The organism is Actinomadura sp. 6N118 (assembly GCF_044326415.1).
Taxonomy (GTDB): domain Bacteria; phylum Actinomycetota; class Actinomycetes; order Streptosporangiales; family Streptosporangiaceae; genus Spirillospora.
In genome coordinates this window covers 219,151-234,004 of sequence record NZ_JBIRAZ010000007.1, presented here as the reverse complement: position 1 = coordinate 234,004, position 14,854 = coordinate 219,151, and the positions used below count along the sequence as shown (strand labels likewise).

Genomic DNA, 14,854 nt, shown 5'->3' with positions numbered 1-14,854 from the left:
GCGCGAGCCGCCGTCCACTGATCGCGAAACGGCCGCTCCGCTGATCGAGAGGTGGCCGCCCACTGATCAGGTGCCGGGGAGACCGGCGGACTTCAGGCGGCGGAGGACGGAATCCCAGGAAGGGTCGATGGGTTCGAGCGGGCGGGCGCCGACGCCGGTGTCCTTGAACCCGCTGGACGTGGCGATGCAGACAACCGGGCCGGTGCGGTCACGTTCACCCACCTGCCGGAGCCCGGCCAGGCTGCTGGCGGAGGAGAGCTCGTACCAGAGGCCCGTCCGGGAGAGCTCGCGCTGCGCGGCGCGCATCTCGTCGTCGGTGAGGCTCAACGCGGCGCCGTCGCTGTCCCTGACTGTGATCACGCCGCGGTAGCCGTTGAAGTCGCAGTCGATGGCGTACGCGTCGGTCGGTCCCGCCTTCAGGTGAACGGCGGGAACGCCTTGGGCAACGGCGTGCGCAAGCGGGGCCCCGGCGGCGGGCTCGCACGAGAACATCCGGGGCGCACGCTCGGTCAGGCCGAGGAGCCGGAGCTCGGTGAAGCCCTTCCAAACGCCGAACAACAGCTCGCCGTATCCGGTCGGCACATAGACCGCCGAAGGGATGCCGATCTCACTGAAGATCTCGTACGCGATGGTCTTGTAGCCCTCGGGGCCGTACGCATGCCCGGTGTGCGTCTCGGTCAGGTTGCTGAGCGGATGGAACCCCAGCTCGTCCACGATGCGCCGCATGAGCGGCCGGCGTTCCTCCTTGGCCACGGGCAGCACATGCGCGCCGTACGCGCTGACGAACGAGCCGACCGCCGGGGGCGTGTCCGCCGTGGCGAGAACGACGCAAGGCAGGCCCGCCCGGGCGGCGAACGCGGCAGCCGAGGCGCCGTGGTTGCCGGACGAGGCCACGACGACGCCGGGCGCCCCGATCGCCGCCGCGGCGCTCACTGTGCACCGGTTGATCCGGTCCTTGTGGCTCCACGTCGGATTGCGGGACTCGTCCTTGACGAAGACGCCGTCCTCAAGCTGGATCAGCGGCGTACCACCCTCACCCAGGCCGGGCGCCGCGAGCGGCGGCAGGATCGGCGCCCACTGATCGAGATCGCCCGGATGCTGCGCGAACAGCTCGCGCGGCACCCGGGCGTAGTCGTAGTCGACCTCCACCGGGTAGGCGATCTCCTCGGTGCTCGCCTCCGGGCAACCTCGGGTGAGCGGCGGCGTCAGCGGATAACGGATGGACGCATCGAAGAGAGAGCGCTGACCACTGGCAAGGGAACCCATGCGAGCCGAGTCTATGGTCCGAAGATGGCCTTGGGCGTGCCGGTGTACCAGACGTTGTCGATGCGCATCCTGCTGATGACCCATCGCTGCCCGTCGCGTACGAGGCCGACCGCGTAGAGGTTTTTGAGGAGGGCGTGCTGGGACGGGTCGGCCTGGAGCACGTGCTGGGCGTCCACGACCGCGGTGAGCTCGGCGGTGTCGGTGTCAACACTCACGCGGGGATTGGTGACCGTGTGCGTGGTGTCGACGCGTCCCCGGAACAGCCCCAGGATCGTGTCCACAATCGTGTCCCGGCCCACCATCAGCTCGCTCTCGATCCCGATCTTGACAGCGGTCGGCCGGAAGTCCAGCTCGGCTTCGGCGGCGAAGGCCGACGCGAACAGCTCACGGTCCTTCAGATCCTGGCCCAGCCCGAACCGGTAGAGCGCGTCGACGATCTCCGCCCGGTCCTTGAGCTCACGAACGATGGCGTCAGGGCTTTGGGCGTTGATGGCGTTGAACATGACATGTCCTCCTCAGGGTCGCTCGGATCAGCGCCCCGGCTGAGCCGTCCCATCCCACCGCAGGGGGTGAGCCGCTCGGAAAAGGGGGTGAGGCGATGAGTTCTGGGCCCGCGCGTGGTCTACACGAGCACCAGACCCGCAACGAGGGAGACCGGCATGCAGAAGATCACGACATACCTGTGGTTCGACGACCAGGCCGAGGAAGCGGTCAACCTCTACACGTCGGTCTTCAAGGGCTCACGGATCACCGACGTCCAGCGCTATGGCGAGGCCGGTCCGGGTCCCAAGGGCTCCGTGATGGTGATGAGGTTCGAGCTGGCCGGGCAGGAGTTCATCGCGTTGAACGGGGGCCCTGAATTCAAATTCAACGAATCGGTCTCGCTCTACGTCGACTGCACCTCGCAGGAAGAGGTCGACGAACTCTGGGCGAAGCTCACGGCCGACGGCGGCCAAGAAGGCCCATGCGGCTGGCTGAAGGACCGCTTCGGCCTGTCCTGGCAGATCATCCCCAGAACGCTCACCGACCTCCTGGCCGACAAGGACCCGGCCCGTTCCGAACGCGTCATGAAGGCCATGTTCGGAATGAAGAAGATCGACATCCAAGGCCTCCGAGACGCCTACAACGCGTGAACCCGCAGCGTACGGGGAGGCCGCCAAGCGGCCTCCCCGTACGGCCGCGTCTCCCGAAACCTTCCACTGCAGCGTCAGAAACTCGCTATCTCCGCGCGACGAAGCCCTCGGACTAGTAGAGCGCCTGCACGCCAGGCGATCCCCGTCTCGCCGAGCCAGACCGCGGTGTCCGCCGCACGAGGTCCTCGGCCCCGGCCGTCCACATCACGAACACGCCGCCACGTCCCCGACTCGCAAGGTCCCAACTCCGCGCGGCACCCCCAGCCGCCCGAACATGATCGCCCGGCTGCCCTCAAAGCTGGAGGTCCGGTAGCCGGCAAGCGTCCTCAGAGGCTCCCGCCCCCTCCGCCCGGTGTCTTGATCGGTGTTGATGATGACGCACCGCCCGCAAGGCCGGATCAGCTCGATCTCCACCTCGCCCACCCGGATCCTGGAGATCGCATCTTCCCCGTACGCACCCAGGCCCTCCACCACGATGTTGGGCCGGAACCGCCGCATCGGAAGCGGCTTCGCCAACCGCCCGTTCAGATCGTCCAAAGACTCCACGGACAGCACCGAGATGGGTTCGCCATCCCCGTACATCATCGAGGCGCCCCGTTTGACGACCCGCAAGCCGGCAAACCGCACCAGCCGAACGTCCTCGCCCAGCACCTCACCGAGCCATGCCGCCACCTCATCGCCCTGGTCCACGCCCAGACACACTTGCCCGTGGACGCTCACGTCCCGCACAGGCCCAGGCTCCGGCTCGTACACCAACGTTGAGTAACCCGCCTGAACGGTCAGCTTGACCCCGTCGAACGAGGGCCTCAGCAGAGCAAGCCCAGGGAGCTCCCGCTGCGAAAGATGCCGCCCGTCCGGCCGTATGACCATGAACTCCCGGTCATACCTCAACCCCGTGGCCAGCAACTCGGCCTCACCCACCGAAGTCCCGCCCGCGCTCTTGATCGGAAACGCATTCAACTGCCGCACAACCACCGTCACCCAACGGACGCTACGTCTCCCCCGCTCCCAAAGCCAGAAAAACGAGCCCTTCCTAACAAAACTCCGTCAAGTTACGGGTCGCATACCGGCCACCTGCCCCCCGCTGTCCTGCCCCAGGCCCCTCACTCCAGCGGCTTAGGCGTGCATTTGTGGATCTGACCAAATCTCTTCTCAGCGATACGCATGAACTCCACCATGTCCTGGACCGCATCCCGCCCCCGCACCACCGGCGCAAAGTCAATGCTGATCCACGGCCTCTCCTTACCGCATCTGAACAGCGCAATCACGAAGTTTGGCCGTGGATCTGCACCCGCAGTAGGTCGGATCACCGCCAGTCCACTGCCGAGGTCCGCAGGGAGCCGGTGCGGCGAGTTGTCTTCCCAGTTTTCTTTTTGGAGACGAAGAACCTTTTGGCCGTCGTTATAGGACCAGTCCAAGCCAAGTGGCGCCTCGCGTCCAGGAATGTGGGCGAGGCACAACCCGTTGTCGGTCTGTGGGCCGGCCCATCGTGAGGTGAGGTGCATCAGGCCCGTGACTCGACGGAATGCTGGCTCTGAGACCAGGTCGCAAAGATACGGCGGCCCATCCGAGACAGGCCGGAGATCGGGTGAAGCCTTTACCTTGGGAGGGGACGCATTGGTGCACGCAACAGTCGAAAACATGCCCATAACTGCGGCCACGGCTACCGTCCGCATCGCGATCATCGCTGGAAAGTAGGCGCCACGTTGTGACCGTCGCCGTCGCGATAGTGCCCAGCAGTCTCCCTCATTCCGGTCTGCATCGAAGTCAGGGCTCGATCGCGAAGGTCGTTGAGATCGGAGTGAGTGCTCGCCCACCGCAGGAACTCTTCAAGCTCATCAATGCTCAGCGATTCAAGAGAGCGGACCTTGGGTTCGACTCCAGTTGCAGCAAAGGACTTGCCCTTGAGGTCCTTCGGATCGTAGCGCGCGTGGGTGACAAGGGAGGCGGCGATCATCTGGTTGAAGAGTTTCTCTACGGCTTCGGTGTTTGACTTCGGGGCAAAGATGGTCTCGCTGGGCTTCTCTGCCAGATACTTGGTGATCTGGATGGAGAGAGCACCTTGAATCCGGTTCACCAGGAGGCCGGCGGCTTCTCCGGCAACGGGAACGCGTTGAGCCACACCCGCCAGGGCCTTTTGGCCTGCGATACCAAGTGCCATGTCTACATATGTCTTGAGACGGTGGAAGTCTGCGGCCAGGCGAGCCTCCTCGCCCTTCAGTGACTGGTTGTGGGCCTCCAGGAGATGTCCGAACATCCAACCCTCAGCGACGATCACGCTGTCGAGATGGCGAGAATTCTGGGCGATCGCGCTGTCGATCGAGACCCTGGCATGAGCGATCTGGGCCCGGAGAAGAGTGTCGAACGACTCGGCGTCGCGAGCGAGATCAAGGAGCAGATAATCCATGCCCACATCGGACATAGGGGTGCTACCAGTCGAGCGACCGGTACGGAAAGACTGGTAAACATCGTTGATCTTGGTGATGTGGGCGGCGAGGATCGCGGCCATGTGAGGACGTAGGCCAGCAAGGTTGTCGATCCCTTGGACCGGAGCGACGAAGCCTTTGAAATCTAGGTCGCGGAGGTACTCGCCACCGCTCTGATCCAGAGCCTCGAGTTGACCCTCCTTGACCACGTAGTACTTCTTCGCGTCGTCGGCGAGGATCTTGCCTGCGGCGAAGGCTAGGTGTTCGGAGGGTTCGTCTTGGCCTGCGGCGGCGGTCTGGAGGGCCTTGCCCAGGGCGGCGCCGTGGTCTGTTTGGCCCCAGAGGTCGCGACGGTCGCGGAGGAGGTATTCGAGGTTCGAGAGCCTCATGCGCGGCGGGGTGTCGGCCGTGGGCGGGCCCATGGGGGCGTGGTTGAGGAGGGCTTGGGCTCCCTCGCGGCCCGATGCGGCGGCGGCGTTGAGGAGGGGGATGAGGAAGTCGGTTTTGGTGGCGTTGAACCTGCCGGTGAGGTCGGGGAGCGGGCTGCCTAGGAGGGCCTTGCGGACGGTTCGGTCGTATTCGGTCATGTCGCCACCCACCACTTTGATGAAGCGGGCGGAGAAGCGGGTGTCTCCGGCGGCCATCAGGGTCGAGAGCGATTGGTAACCGGCGTAGCCGTACGGCGGCTTGGTGCCTGGCGGGAAGGTCGTGCGGCCGGCCTCTGTGAGTTCGGTTAGGAAGGCGTCGCCGATGTAGGCGCTGCGGTCGGGGTTTGTGGTGAGGGCAAGGCTGCGTCCTAGCAGGGCCAGGATGTTTTCGTTGGCACGGAACGCGGCGGGGAGCTTCAGTAGGTCTTCGGCACCCAACGTTTCCACTAGGGCCTTCGCGAGGGCAGGAGTGACGTCATTCGGGTCGTAGCGGCGGAGGCCTTCTAGGGCTTTGGGGTCGTTCTTGGCGGCGCGCTGCAGGAGTGGGGCCAGGCGGCGGCCTTCGGCATAGGCGACCTGGTCGGTGTAGCGGTCCGGCAGGGTGATGAAGTTGCCGTCAGGGCGGCAGACGCCGAACGTCAGTTTCTGGCGGTCGAGGTCGTGTGCAAGTGTGTTGCGGCGGCGGAGGTCGGCTGCCGCCTGTTGTGCCCAGGCGGCAATCCGTTTGATCTCCTCGGCGGGGGCAGTGCTGACGCCGGCGCCGTTCAGCGCCTGCCATAGTTGGTCGGCCATCTCCGCGAGCTGCGGCCCGGCCTTGGTCATGTCCTGCGTCATCTGCTCGAACTGCGCGAGCTTCACTCCGCACGTGTCAGGCCCGAGCCAGTTGTCCGCCACGGTCAGCCGACCAGAGGGCGGCGCATCTTTTCCTGAACGAGGTCCAGCGCCTTGCGAATCTGCGCGTGGAGCTCGGCGTCGCTGCGTTCGAGCCGCCGGTCGAAGGACTTGGCGGAGGCGCCGCCCACCCAGGCGTGGTCGCCCATGGCCTGGCGCGGCCGCGTGAACGTGTGCCAGTGGTCGTTCGACAGCTGGTGGATGCGTCCCAGCAGGAGTTGCAACCTGAAGCGCTCAGCCTCGTCCACGTCCGCCTCCGATCTCTCGGACGAGACTGCCAGCGGAGGCGGAGGTCTACGGGCGTTCGTCACGCACCGGAATCAGATCGTTACGCTGAGAAAGGCGCGGGCCCCGACCTCGGGGGGATGGGCCGGGACCCGCGGTCTCACGGAGGCGGCGTCAGCGTGTGGCCGCCTCGATGTTCTGCTGGGAGCGCTTGATGTCCTGGCTGCCCTGCTCAAGGGCGACGGCCATCTTGTCGAAGGCCGTCTTGGCCTCCATCCACGCGCTGCGGAACCGGTCGGCGCCCGGTCCCCACCAGATCTCGGTGCTGCTGACCGTACGGCCGTTGAGGTCCTTGATCAGGGCGTCGAGGTTCTTGGAGTGCTTGCTGAACATGCGGGACAGGTCTTCCAGTGCCCCGATGCTGGCGCCCCGCTTGTCACCGCTCATTGCACCGATCCCTTTCGCCGCACTGCCGGAAGAATGGCTGCCAGCCTACGCCCCACGGATCACAGTAATCCACCCGTACGAGGGCTCGCACCTGCCGATTCGGGCGTTTTCCGGTGGACCTCCAGTGGCCGGAAGCGGCCACAGCGGCCCGGACACCGCTCCCACCGCTCGTCACGCTGTGCAGTTGGTTGACGCTCATTATTACCGAACGTCAATACATGTGCAGGACGAGCGCCCTTTACGTTGGCTTTCCATTTCGACTGGAACGAATAAGCATTCCCAGGCTTACGGGAATTCACACCTCGCCATTGACCGACTATGCGATTCGTTCTCCACGCCATTGCCGACGGGTCTCGGGCGGCGCCGCGCGCGGGGGTGGCGAACAAGTTATGGCGGGCGGAGGGGCAGGTCAGGACGGGGTTACGGGCGGCAAGTTTCGGCCGAGGGCGGCCAAAGGCGGGTGGCGGCCCAGTGGGAGTGCGAGGATCTCGGGGCACTGCGTCAGGAGAGTGAGAACCGGCGATGAGTAAGCCTCCCGAAATCGACAGCACCGTGCCGCACTCGGCGCGGATCTGGAATTACCTGTTGGGAGGGAAGGACTACTACCCCGTCGACCAGCGTGCCGGCGACATGGTGTGCGGCATCTTCCCCGGCATGGTGGAACTGAGCCGGCACTCCCGCCACATGCTCGCCCGCGTGGTGCGATGGCTCGCGGCTGAGGCGGGGATCCGCCAGTTCCTGGACGTCGGCACCGGGCTTCCCGTGGTCGACAACACCCATGAGGTCGCTCAGCGGGTGGCTCCGGAATCGCGGATCGTGTACGTGGACAACGACCCGTTGGTGCTCGCGTACGCCCAGGCCCTGCTCACGAGCACGCCGGAGGGGGCGACCGACTACATCCAGGCGGACGCGCGCGATCCGGAGAAGATCCTGGCCGCGGCAGCCCGCACGCTGGACTTCAGCCAGCCCGTCGCGCTCATGCTCATGGGCATCCTGGGATTGATCCGCGACTACGACGAGGCTCGTTCGATCGTGGGACAACTGATGGCGGGGCTGCCGCCGGGCAGTTACCTGGCGCTCTACGACGGGACCGACGCCGAGCCGACGTACGTGGAGGCGCTCAGGCGCTACAACGCCGGGAGGGGCGTGATCCCCTATACGGCTCGGAGCCGGGAGCTGATCGCCCGCTACTTCGACGGTCTCGAGGTTCTGGAGCCTGGCATCGTTCCGGTGTCGAGATGGCGCCCTGAGCCGTTGCACGACCCGCCCGAGGTCGCCTGCGCGGGTGGAGTCGGGCGGAAGAACGCCTGAACGCGCCGAGAGGGGTTCATGGGGCTGAGGGCGAGTAGGCGATTGCCATACACGCGCGGACAGCGGCGAGATGGCCTCAGCAGGTCAGTGGTGGTCCGGGTCGTTGAGGGGGTGGACCGAGGGGTCCAGGACTCGTTCGGCCACCAAGGTGATCTGCTCGCCTTGGGTCGTGAACTCGAACCGGCGGCGCACTGACTGGGTGAGTCTGCCGTTCTCGTAGCGGACCTCGGTGTGCTCTGTGGCCTCCAGCGTGATGCGGTCGCCCGTCCGGACGGCACGATCGGCGCGGAGGCGCGTGCGGGCGCCGGTGTACGCCGGGCCGCCTTCGACTGGGGCGCGGTTGCGGTTCGCCAGCTCCCGCAGGGCCCGGTCCTGGTTGCGTACGACCAGGGGCGAGATCTGGACGCCGAGTACTTCGGAGGGACTTTGCCGGTCACGGCGCCGGGGCTGCTGAACGAGCGCCTTCGAACGGCGCTCCAGCAGCGACCGGGCGGCGACGGTGAGCTGCTGTTTGGTCTCGTCGTCCACGGTCGGCCGGCTCATCGCCGGGGTGGACGACGGCACCATCACGCATGCGGCGATGGCGAGGACCATCGCCAAGCCGGAACGAGTCCCGCGGGCCATCGGTCTCCTCTGTTGATCAGTCGCGAAGATACACCGGCAGAACCCCCGACGGGAGAGGCAAATCCGCCCGAACCATCGCGTCCGGATACCCCCACAGCCACTGGGATCAGATCGCCCAGAATCAACATGAGCGATCCCGCCCATAAGTGCCGCAAACGACGCGACCCCGGCCACCTCAGACGAACGGCCCAACCCGCCCGCGAACGATCCAGCTCAGTACACCCCGCGGCGGGAACGTCCGGCTCAGTCAGAGCTTGTGCCGGACGCTTCAGCCCAGGACGTCCGCGGACGGATCAACTTACGACGCCCACTTAACGGACCCGCCCTGGCCGTCTGCGACGGACGCCACTAAACGGACCAGCTCAGGACGGTTGCGGGCGGATCAGTCCAGGACGCCCGCGAACGGGTCGGCGTAGGCGGCCCAGGCGTCGGAGCCCGCGCGCATCTCCGCTTCGGTGAGCAGGCATCGGTCGAGGAGGTGCGTCATAGCGGGGCGATCCAGCTCCGGGCCGGTGAATGCAAGCAACTGGGTGCGGTCGCCGGTCTTCGGCTGCCAGTCCAGCGCGGCGGCGGCCCGGCGGGCGGGCGTGGCCTTGGACCAGGCGCGGCTGGAACGGGCGGCGAGCCACCGGCCGCGATCCTCGATGGCCAGCAGGCCGGACACGCAGTCCCATCCCAGGAGCACGTCTGGACGGTTCGCGAGCCACAGGCGCCCACGGCTCCGTACGGCACAGGTCGCCAGATCGTCGATCGCCTCGTACAGCCGCACGGGGTGGAGCGGGCGGGGGCGCCGCCAGATCATTGTGGCGACCCCGTCGGAGTCCTGATCGACCGGCAGGCGCAGGCTCTCCGGATCGACCCGGGCCGCGAGCGTCGCGGCGTCGAGTGCGCCGTGCGGGGCGGTGAGCTCGTCGAGCGGCGTGACCGGCGTTCCGGCGCCCAGGTGTTCGAGCACGGTCTGTGCCAAGAGGACATCCTCCGGCTCCCCGGCGCCGAGGATGAGGGTCGACGCGTATTCGATCTGGCGAACGAGAACCTCTGCCACGTACCGCTCATCCTCCTCGGACGCCGTCAGCGCCCGGTCACGCAGGCGTTCGCCGCCGCCCAGGTCGTTCAGCACGCCTGCCGGGTCCGCGGCCGTGAGCACGCCCGTGAGGTGGACACCGGGCACCTTGGCGATCTGTTCGGCGACGGCACGTGGTTCGACCGAGCCCCAAGTCTCGATGACGAGGAGGCGCGCTTCGCTGGCCAGCCGCTCGATGGCGGGCAGCACGTCCTCGCGGATGGTGCACGAAACGCAGCCGTGCGCCAGGCGTACATCGGCTCGCTCCCGCACTCCCCACGCATCCAGCACGACGCGTTCGACCTGGCCATGGCCGATGCCGCGCAGGTCGTGGTGAACGGCGAGGGAGTACGGCGTGGCCGCCAGGAGCCTGCGCACGGCTTCGGCCCGCACTTCGGCATGCAGACCCGCGACCACGACCACCGGAATGCTCGACATCCTGCTTGCCCTCCCAGGAATGAAAACGGTTATCATTATGTTTGCACAGGCACGGAAGTGCTGCCGACAGGAAGGGGTGGATCCGTGGCCAAGAACGAGCTCCGGCCGGTGATCAAGCTCAGGTCGACCGCCGGCACCGGTCACACGTACGTGACCACCAAGAACCGCCGGAACGACCCCGACCGCCTGACCCTCCGCAAGTACGACCCGATCGTGCGCAGGCACGTGACCTACCGGGAGGAACGATGAAGAAGAACATCCACCCCGACTACCGGCCCGTCGTCTTCCGCGACCGCGGCGCCGACTTCGCCTTCCTGACGCGTTCGACCGTGGTCTCCGACCGCGCGATCGAGTGGGAGGACGGCAACACCTACCCCGTCGTCGATGTGGACGTCTCGTCCGCGAGCCACCCGTTCTACACGGGTAAGAGCCGCCTGGTGGACTCCACCGGCGCGGTCGAGAAGTTCAACCGGCGCTACGCGCGGGGCCGCGGCTGATGTCCCGGCGTTGTCAGCTGACGGGCCGCGGACCGGGGTTCGGCAAGCGGGTGTCGCACTCGCACCGCCGGACCCCGCGCCGGTTCGACGTGAACGTGCAGCGCAAGCGCTACTGGCTGCCGGGCGAACGGCGGTACGTGACGCTCACGTTGAGCACCAAGGCCATCAAGACCATCGACAAGATCGGCATCGACCGGGCGGTGGCCCGGATCAGGGCACGTGGAGAGAAGGTCTGATGGCCAAGAAGAGCAAGATCGCGGCGAATGAACGGCGTCGCGCCGTGGTGGAACGGCATGCCGCCCGCCGCGCCGAGCTCAAGCGCTTCATCCGCAACCCCGGCGTCGACCCCGAGATCCGCGCCGCGGCCGTACGCGAGCTGAGCCGTCAACCCCGCGACGCCAGCCCCACCCGGATCCGCAACCGCGACGCCGTCGACGGGCGCCCCCGCGGCCACCTGCGCAAGTTCGGCCTCAGCCGCGTCCGCTTCCGCGAACTGGCCCATCGAGGCGAACTCCCAGGCGTCCGCAAGTCCAGCTGGTAACCAGGGCTCCAAAGCGCGGCTCCGAAGCCATGGCTCCCGCGCGTGCCGGTCCCCTGCGTTCCCGTCCCCGGCACGCGCGGGTCTTTCTCGAACGGTCAGTGCGCGACTTTCTTGAACGGTCGGTCTTGAACGATCAGTCCGCCTGGCTCTCCAGGGCGGCCACGCGGGATCGGGCTTGGGCCATGGCCTCGTGGTAGCGCGTCTCCCACTCCGGATCGTCGTCCGGGATGGACGCGATGACCTGGCGGCCGGACTCGATCGCGTGCCCGCTTCGCGGGTTCTCGGCAAGTTGACGTACGACGACCGTGGTGACGCCGTCGCCGGCCTCGGTGTGTGGCTCCCACCTCGCCCGGACGTCTGCGGGTTTCGACTCGGCGCCGCCCCGCAGCCCGTACAGCAGCAGGACGATCACCACGGCGAGCAGCACCAGGGCCACGAGGATGATCAGGAATCGCACGGGTCACCTCCTCGGCAGCTTTGCACGAGTCACCTCCTCGGCAGCAGGGCACCGTTCGGATTGCCGGGCGCGTAGACCGTGATGCCCTGCGGCAACGCCCGCAGTTCCTCGATCCTCGCGCACGTCGGGCACTTGTTGTAGCCGTCCTGGCGGGCCTTGTTCGCGGCTGCCTCGGCCTTCGCCGTGGCGACACGCGCTTGCGCCTCGCTCACCTGGGCGAACGCGGCCTGTGCCCGGTCGACGGCGTCCTGCACCTTCTCCGGCAGCGTCACCCGGACGAGGTTGAAGTGGAGATTGGTGACGAACTTGCCGCCGAGGGTGTTCTCGAGATCGGCGGCGAGGCTGGTGTTGATCGCCTGCTGCACCTTGGCGATGTTGGCGTTGTTGCTCTGCGGCTGCGCTCCGCCCGCCAGCGGCTTTTGCGCGTTGGCGGCAGACGAGGTGTTCTGTACGAGGGCGCAGGACGACACGAGCTCGGCGCAGCGGAAGCTGTTGATCTGGCTGCGCAGATCGTTGTCGATCACCGGGCGGACGACCTGGTCGAGGAACGCCGACCAGCCCTTGTCCCCCTCCCAGGCGAAGTAGGCGCCGCCGCCCACACCGCGGAACTTCCGGGTCCCGAACTTGTCGTCGAACGACTTCAGCGCCTGGTGGTCCAGGTTGAGCGTGAAGTAGAGAGTGCCCTCAAGGCCCATGTTGACGCCGTCGGCGCTGGGCACCGTGACGACGTCCACGCCCTCGCGTTCGCCCTTGGACTCCTTCGAGGTGATGGTGTAGAAGCGCTGCTGCGCCGGGTACTTGTGGACCTTCGAGTACAGCCCGATCCAGGTGCGGCTCGATCCGGGGTCGACGACCTGCCGGATCCTGTTGTTGTCGAAGAAGCCTCCGTTGCGGACGATGGCGATCTCGCCGCCGCCCGTCCGCTCGTAGCCGCTCAGCAGCCCGTTCAGCAGCGGCCCGCCCACCAGGACCAGCACCACCGCCAGGATGATCGCGTTCCGACGGCTCGGTGCCTGGAGGCGACGCGATCCTCGTGCTCCCAGTGAGTCCTTCGCGCCCGACGCGTTCTTGTCTGCCACGTCCCGCTCTCCTCTCCGCCGCCGGGCGTTCGTTCCCGGGGGTACCGGTCAGACGGGACGGCGGGTGTCCTGGATCCCTTGCTTCACAAGGGATAATCGACGATAAGGAGGGGCTTACAAAAGTCTTGGAGGGGGGTTATCTAGACTGCGTGCGAGGTTCAGGGAGGAGACCCACGTGCGCAAGGTCCTGATCGCCAACCGCGGGGAGATCGCGGTTCGTATTGCCCGAGCCTGTCGCGATGCAGGTTTGGCCAGCGTCGCGGTGTACGCCGAGCCGGATCTGGACGCGTTGCATGTTCGGGTGGCGCACGAGGCGTTCGCGCTCGGCGGCTCGACGGCCGCAGACAGCTACCTGGACATCGACAAGCTCCTGAAGGTCGCCGCGGATGCGGGCGCTGACGCGGTGCATCCCGGCTACGGGTTCCTGGCCGAGAACGCTGACTTCGCTGCCGCGGTCATGGCGGCGGGGTTGACGTGGATCGGGCCGCCGCCTGCCGCGATCATCGCGCTGGGTGACAAGGTGCAGGCGCGGCACATCGCGCAGAAGGTCGGTGCACCGCTGGTGGCGGGCACCAAGGACCCGGTGTCGGGTGCCGATGAGGTGGTGGAGTTCGCGCGTGAGCACGGGCTGCCGATCGCTATCAAGGCGGCCTATGGCGGTGGTGGCCGCGGGCTGAAGGTCGCCCGGACGCTGGAGGAAGTCCCTGAGCTGTACGAGTCGGCGGTACGGGAGGCAATCGGTGCGTTCGGGCGAGGCGAGTGCTTCGTCGAGCGCTACCTGGACAAGCCGCGGCATGTGGAGACCCAATGCCTGGCCGACACCCACGGCAACGTAGTCGTAGTGTCGACCCGAGACTGCTCGCTACAGCGCCGCCACCAGAAACTGGTCGAAGAGGCCCCTGCCCCGTTCCTGACCGACGAGCAGGTCGACCTGCTCTACACCTCCTCCAAGGCGATCCTGCGCGAGGCAGGCTATGTGGGGGCGGGGACGTGCGAGTTCCTGGTCGGCCAGGACGGCACTATCTCGTTCCTGGAGGTCAACACTCGCCTGCAGGTGGAGCACCCTGTCACCGAAGAGGTTGCCGGGATCGACCTGGTGCGGGAGATGTTCCGGATCGCTGCCGGAGAAGAGCTGGGCTACGACGACCCCGTTCTGCGCGGCCACTCGATCGAGTTCCGGTTGAACGCCGAGGACGCGGGCCGTGGATTCCTGCCCGCAGTCGGCACGTTGACCACCTGGGAGCCGCCGTCCGGCCCGGGTGTGCGGCTGGACTCGGGCTATGTCCAGGGGCAAACGGTGCCGCAGGCGTTCGACTCGCTGATCGCCAAGCTCATCGTCACCGGCGCCACTCGCCAGCAGGCAGTCGAACGTTCCCGTCGTGCGCTGGCTGAGTTCGCCATCGAGGGCATGCCGACCGTGCTGCCCTTCCACCAGGCAGTCCTGGCCGACTCCGCCTTCGTCCCCGTCGATCCCCACGAACCGTTCACCATCCACACCCGGTGGATCGAGACCGAATTCGACAACCAGATCCCGCCATACGACGCGGGCGTAGCGGCCGGCGAGCCTGACGCCGGCGAACGTGAGCGCGTGACCGTCGAGGTCGGCGGCAAGCGCATCGAGGTCGTTCTCCCCGCAGGGTTGGGCGCCTCGGCTTCCGCCACGGGCAAGGCGGGAGCCCCGGCCAAGCGGCGCGGCGGCAAGAAGGGCGGCGGGTCCCAGGCGTCCGGCGACTCCCTGGTCAGCCCCATGCAGGGCACGATCGTCAAGCTCGTCGCCGAAGACGGCGCCACCGTGGCGGCCGGGGACACCATCGTGGTCCTGGAGGCCATGAAGATGGAGCAGCCTCTCACCGCCCACAAGGCCGGCACGATCACCGGCCTGGCGGCGGAGGTCGGGCAGACCGTCTCCAGCGGCGCGGTCATCTGCGAGATCAAGGATTCCTGACCGAATCGTGCACCCCCGCCACCCGGCGGGGGTGCGTTCCGTTTTCCCGGGTATGACCATTCCCGGGTATGACCTTGAGCAGG

General features: G+C 67.1%; 18 protein-coding genes. 7 read left to right on the top strand and 11 right to left on the bottom strand.

The window, feature by feature from the left end; genetic code table 11:
• Positions 1–66: 66 nt before the first annotated feature.
• The gene (locus ACH34W_RS20110; protein ID WP_395962442.1) at positions 67–1,266 is read right to left on the bottom strand and encodes a pyridoxal-phosphate dependent enzyme; all 1,200 of its coding nucleotides are present in this window, start codon (positions 1,264–1,266) and stop codon (positions 67–69) included.
• 11 nt (positions 1,267–1,277) lie between these two features.
• Positions 1,278–1,769 carry a nuclear transport factor 2 family protein gene (locus ACH34W_RS20105; RefSeq protein ID WP_395962441.1) on the bottom strand — a complete coding sequence of 164 codons (492 nt, stop codon included), beginning with the start codon at positions 1,767–1,769 and terminating at the stop codon, positions 1,278–1,280.
• Between the two features lie 156 nt (positions 1,770–1,925).
• Between ACH34W_RS20105 and ACH34W_RS20100 the strand changes: the two genes are divergently transcribed.
• Positions 1,926–2,399, top strand: a complete 474-nt coding sequence (locus ACH34W_RS20100; RefSeq protein ID WP_395962440.1) for a VOC family protein — start codon at positions 1,926–1,928, stop codon at positions 2,397–2,399.
• Between the two features lie 204 nt (positions 2,400–2,603).
• Here ACH34W_RS20100 and ACH34W_RS20095 read toward each other — a convergent pair whose 3' ends face one another.
• The 5 genes from ACH34W_RS20095 to ACH34W_RS20075 all read right to left on the bottom strand — a co-directional run bounded on the left by ACH34W_RS20095 (position 2,604) and on the right by ACH34W_RS20075 (position 6,816).
• Complete coding sequence (locus tag ACH34W_RS20095) at positions 2,604–3,380, bottom strand: MOSC domain-containing protein (protein ID WP_395962439.1); 777 nt, start codon at positions 3,378–3,380, stop codon at positions 2,604–2,606.
• A gap of 122 nt (positions 3,381–3,502) precedes the next feature.
• Complete coding sequence (locus ACH34W_RS20090; RefSeq protein ID WP_395962438.1) at positions 3,503–4,084, bottom strand: hypothetical protein; 582 nt, start codon at positions 4,082–4,084, stop codon at positions 3,503–3,505.
• Entirely contained in the window at positions 4,081–6,111 is a 2,031-nt protein-coding gene (locus ACH34W_RS20085) for a hypothetical protein (protein ID WP_395962437.1), read from the bottom strand. Before ACH34W_RS20085 ends, ACH34W_RS20090 begins: the two co-directional genes overlap by 4 nt.
• Before the next feature lie 38 nt (positions 6,112–6,149).
• Complete coding sequence (locus tag ACH34W_RS20080; protein WP_395962436.1) at positions 6,150–6,392, bottom strand: hypothetical protein; 243 nt, start codon at positions 6,390–6,392, stop codon at positions 6,150–6,152.
• Between the two features lie 151 nt (positions 6,393–6,543).
• The gene (locus ACH34W_RS20075) at positions 6,544–6,816 is read right to left on the bottom strand and encodes a WXG100 family type VII secretion target (RefSeq protein ID WP_151558621.1); all 273 of its coding nucleotides are present in this window, start codon (positions 6,814–6,816) and stop codon (positions 6,544–6,546) included.
• 522 nt (positions 6,817–7,338) lie between these two features.
• On the opposite strand from ACH34W_RS20075, the gene ACH34W_RS20070 reads away from it, so the two are divergent.
• Complete coding sequence (locus ACH34W_RS20070; RefSeq protein WP_395962435.1) at positions 7,339–8,127, top strand: SAM-dependent methyltransferase; 789 nt, start codon at positions 7,339–7,341, stop codon at positions 8,125–8,127.
• A gap of 84 nt (positions 8,128–8,211) precedes the next feature.
• On the opposite strand, the gene ACH34W_RS20065 is transcribed toward ACH34W_RS20070, so the two are convergent.
• Together ACH34W_RS20065 and ACH34W_RS20060 are read right to left on the bottom strand one after the other, a co-directional pair.
• Positions 8,212–8,751 (bottom strand): hypothetical protein, encoded by a 540-nt coding sequence (locus ACH34W_RS20065; protein WP_395962434.1) that lies wholly within the window; start codon positions 8,749–8,751, stop codon positions 8,212–8,214.
• Between the two features lie 382 nt (positions 8,752–9,133).
• On the bottom strand, positions 9,134–10,252 hold the full coding sequence (locus ACH34W_RS20060) for a CobW family GTP-binding protein (RefSeq protein ID WP_395962433.1): 1,119 nt from the start codon (positions 10,250–10,252) through the stop codon (positions 9,134–9,136).
• Positions 10,253–10,336: 84 nt separating this feature from the next.
• On the opposite strand from ACH34W_RS20060, the gene rpmG reads away from it, so the two are divergent.
• The 4 genes from rpmG to rpsN are packed head-to-tail and all read left to right on the top strand — an operon-like array spanning position 10,337 to position 11,290.
• Complete coding sequence (gene rpmG / locus ACH34W_RS20055; protein WP_395962432.1) at positions 10,337–10,501, top strand: 50S ribosomal protein L33; 165 nt, start codon at positions 10,337–10,339, stop codon at positions 10,499–10,501.
• Positions 10,498–10,749 carry a type B 50S ribosomal protein L31 gene (locus tag ACH34W_RS20050; protein ID WP_395962431.1) on the top strand — a complete coding sequence of 84 codons (252 nt, stop codon included), beginning with the start codon at positions 10,498–10,500 and terminating at the stop codon, positions 10,747–10,749. Before rpmG ends, ACH34W_RS20050 begins: the two co-directional genes overlap by 4 nt.
• A complete protein-coding gene (rpmB, locus tag ACH34W_RS20045) occupies positions 10,749–10,985 on the top strand; it encodes a 50S ribosomal protein L28 (RefSeq protein WP_395962430.1) in 237 nt (78 codons plus the stop codon). The genes ACH34W_RS20050 and rpmB overlap by 1 nt, the downstream gene beginning before the upstream one ends.
• Complete coding sequence (gene rpsN / locus ACH34W_RS20040; RefSeq protein WP_395962429.1) at positions 10,985–11,290, top strand: 30S ribosomal protein S14; 306 nt, start codon at positions 10,985–10,987, stop codon at positions 11,288–11,290. Before rpmB ends, rpsN begins: the two co-directional genes overlap by 1 nt.
• 133 nt (positions 11,291–11,423) lie before the next feature.
• Here rpsN and ACH34W_RS20035 read toward each other — a convergent pair whose 3' ends face one another.
• Positions 11,424–11,747, bottom strand: a complete 324-nt coding sequence (locus tag ACH34W_RS20035) for a hypothetical protein (RefSeq protein ID WP_395962428.1) — start codon at positions 11,745–11,747, stop codon at positions 11,424–11,426.
• Between the two features lie 29 nt (positions 11,748–11,776).
• Positions 11,777–12,826 (bottom strand): SPFH domain-containing protein, encoded by a 1,050-nt coding sequence (locus ACH34W_RS20030; RefSeq protein WP_395962427.1) that lies wholly within the window; start codon positions 12,824–12,826, stop codon positions 11,777–11,779.
• Positions 12,827–13,001: 175 nt separating this feature from the next.
• Between ACH34W_RS20030 and ACH34W_RS20025 the strand changes: the two genes are divergently transcribed.
• Positions 13,002–14,771, top strand: coding sequence for an acetyl/propionyl/methylcrotonyl-CoA carboxylase subunit alpha (locus tag ACH34W_RS20025; protein WP_395962426.1), 1,770 nt, complete (start codon positions 13,002–13,004; stop codon positions 14,769–14,771).
• The last annotated feature ends 83 nt before the right edge of the window (positions 14,772–14,854 follow it).

Coding starts and splice junctions, on each gene's coding strand:
- ACH34W_RS20065 (WP_395962434.1), bottom strand. CDS start 8,751: ATGGCCCGCGGGACTCGTTCCGGCTTGGCGATGGTCCTCGCCATCGCC.
- ACH34W_RS20090 (WP_395962438.1), bottom strand. CDS start 4,084: ATGATCGCGATGCGGACGGTAGCCGTGGCCGCAGTTATGGGCATGTTT.
- ACH34W_RS20070 (WP_395962435.1), top strand. CDS start 7,339: ATGAGTAAGCCTCCCGAAATCGACAGCACCGTGCCGCACTCGGCGCGG.
- ACH34W_RS20050 (WP_395962431.1), top strand. CDS start 10,498: ATGAAGAAGAACATCCACCCCGACTACCGGCCCGTCGTCTTCCGCGAC.
- ACH34W_RS20075 (WP_151558621.1), bottom strand. CDS start 6,816: ATGAGCGGTGACAAGCGGGGCGCCAGCATCGGGGCACTGGAAGACCTG.
- rpsN (WP_395962429.1), top strand. CDS start 10,985: ATGGCCAAGAAGAGCAAGATCGCGGCGAATGAACGGCGTCGCGCCGTG.
- ACH34W_RS20110 (WP_395962442.1), bottom strand. CDS start 1,266: ATGGGTTCCCTTGCCAGTGGTCAGCGCTCTCTCTTCGATGCGTCCATC.
- ACH34W_RS20105 (WP_395962441.1), bottom strand. CDS start 1,769: ATGTTCAACGCCATCAACGCCCAAAGCCCTGACGCCATCGTTCGTGAG.
- ACH34W_RS20100 (WP_395962440.1), top strand. CDS start 1,926: ATGCAGAAGATCACGACATACCTGTGGTTCGACGACCAGGCCGAGGAA.
- rpmB (WP_395962430.1), top strand. CDS start 10,749: ATGTCCCGGCGTTGTCAGCTGACGGGCCGCGGACCGGGGTTCGGCAAG.
- ACH34W_RS20060 (WP_395962433.1), bottom strand. CDS start 10,252: ATGTCGAGCATTCCGGTGGTCGTGGTCGCGGGTCTGCATGCCGAAGTG.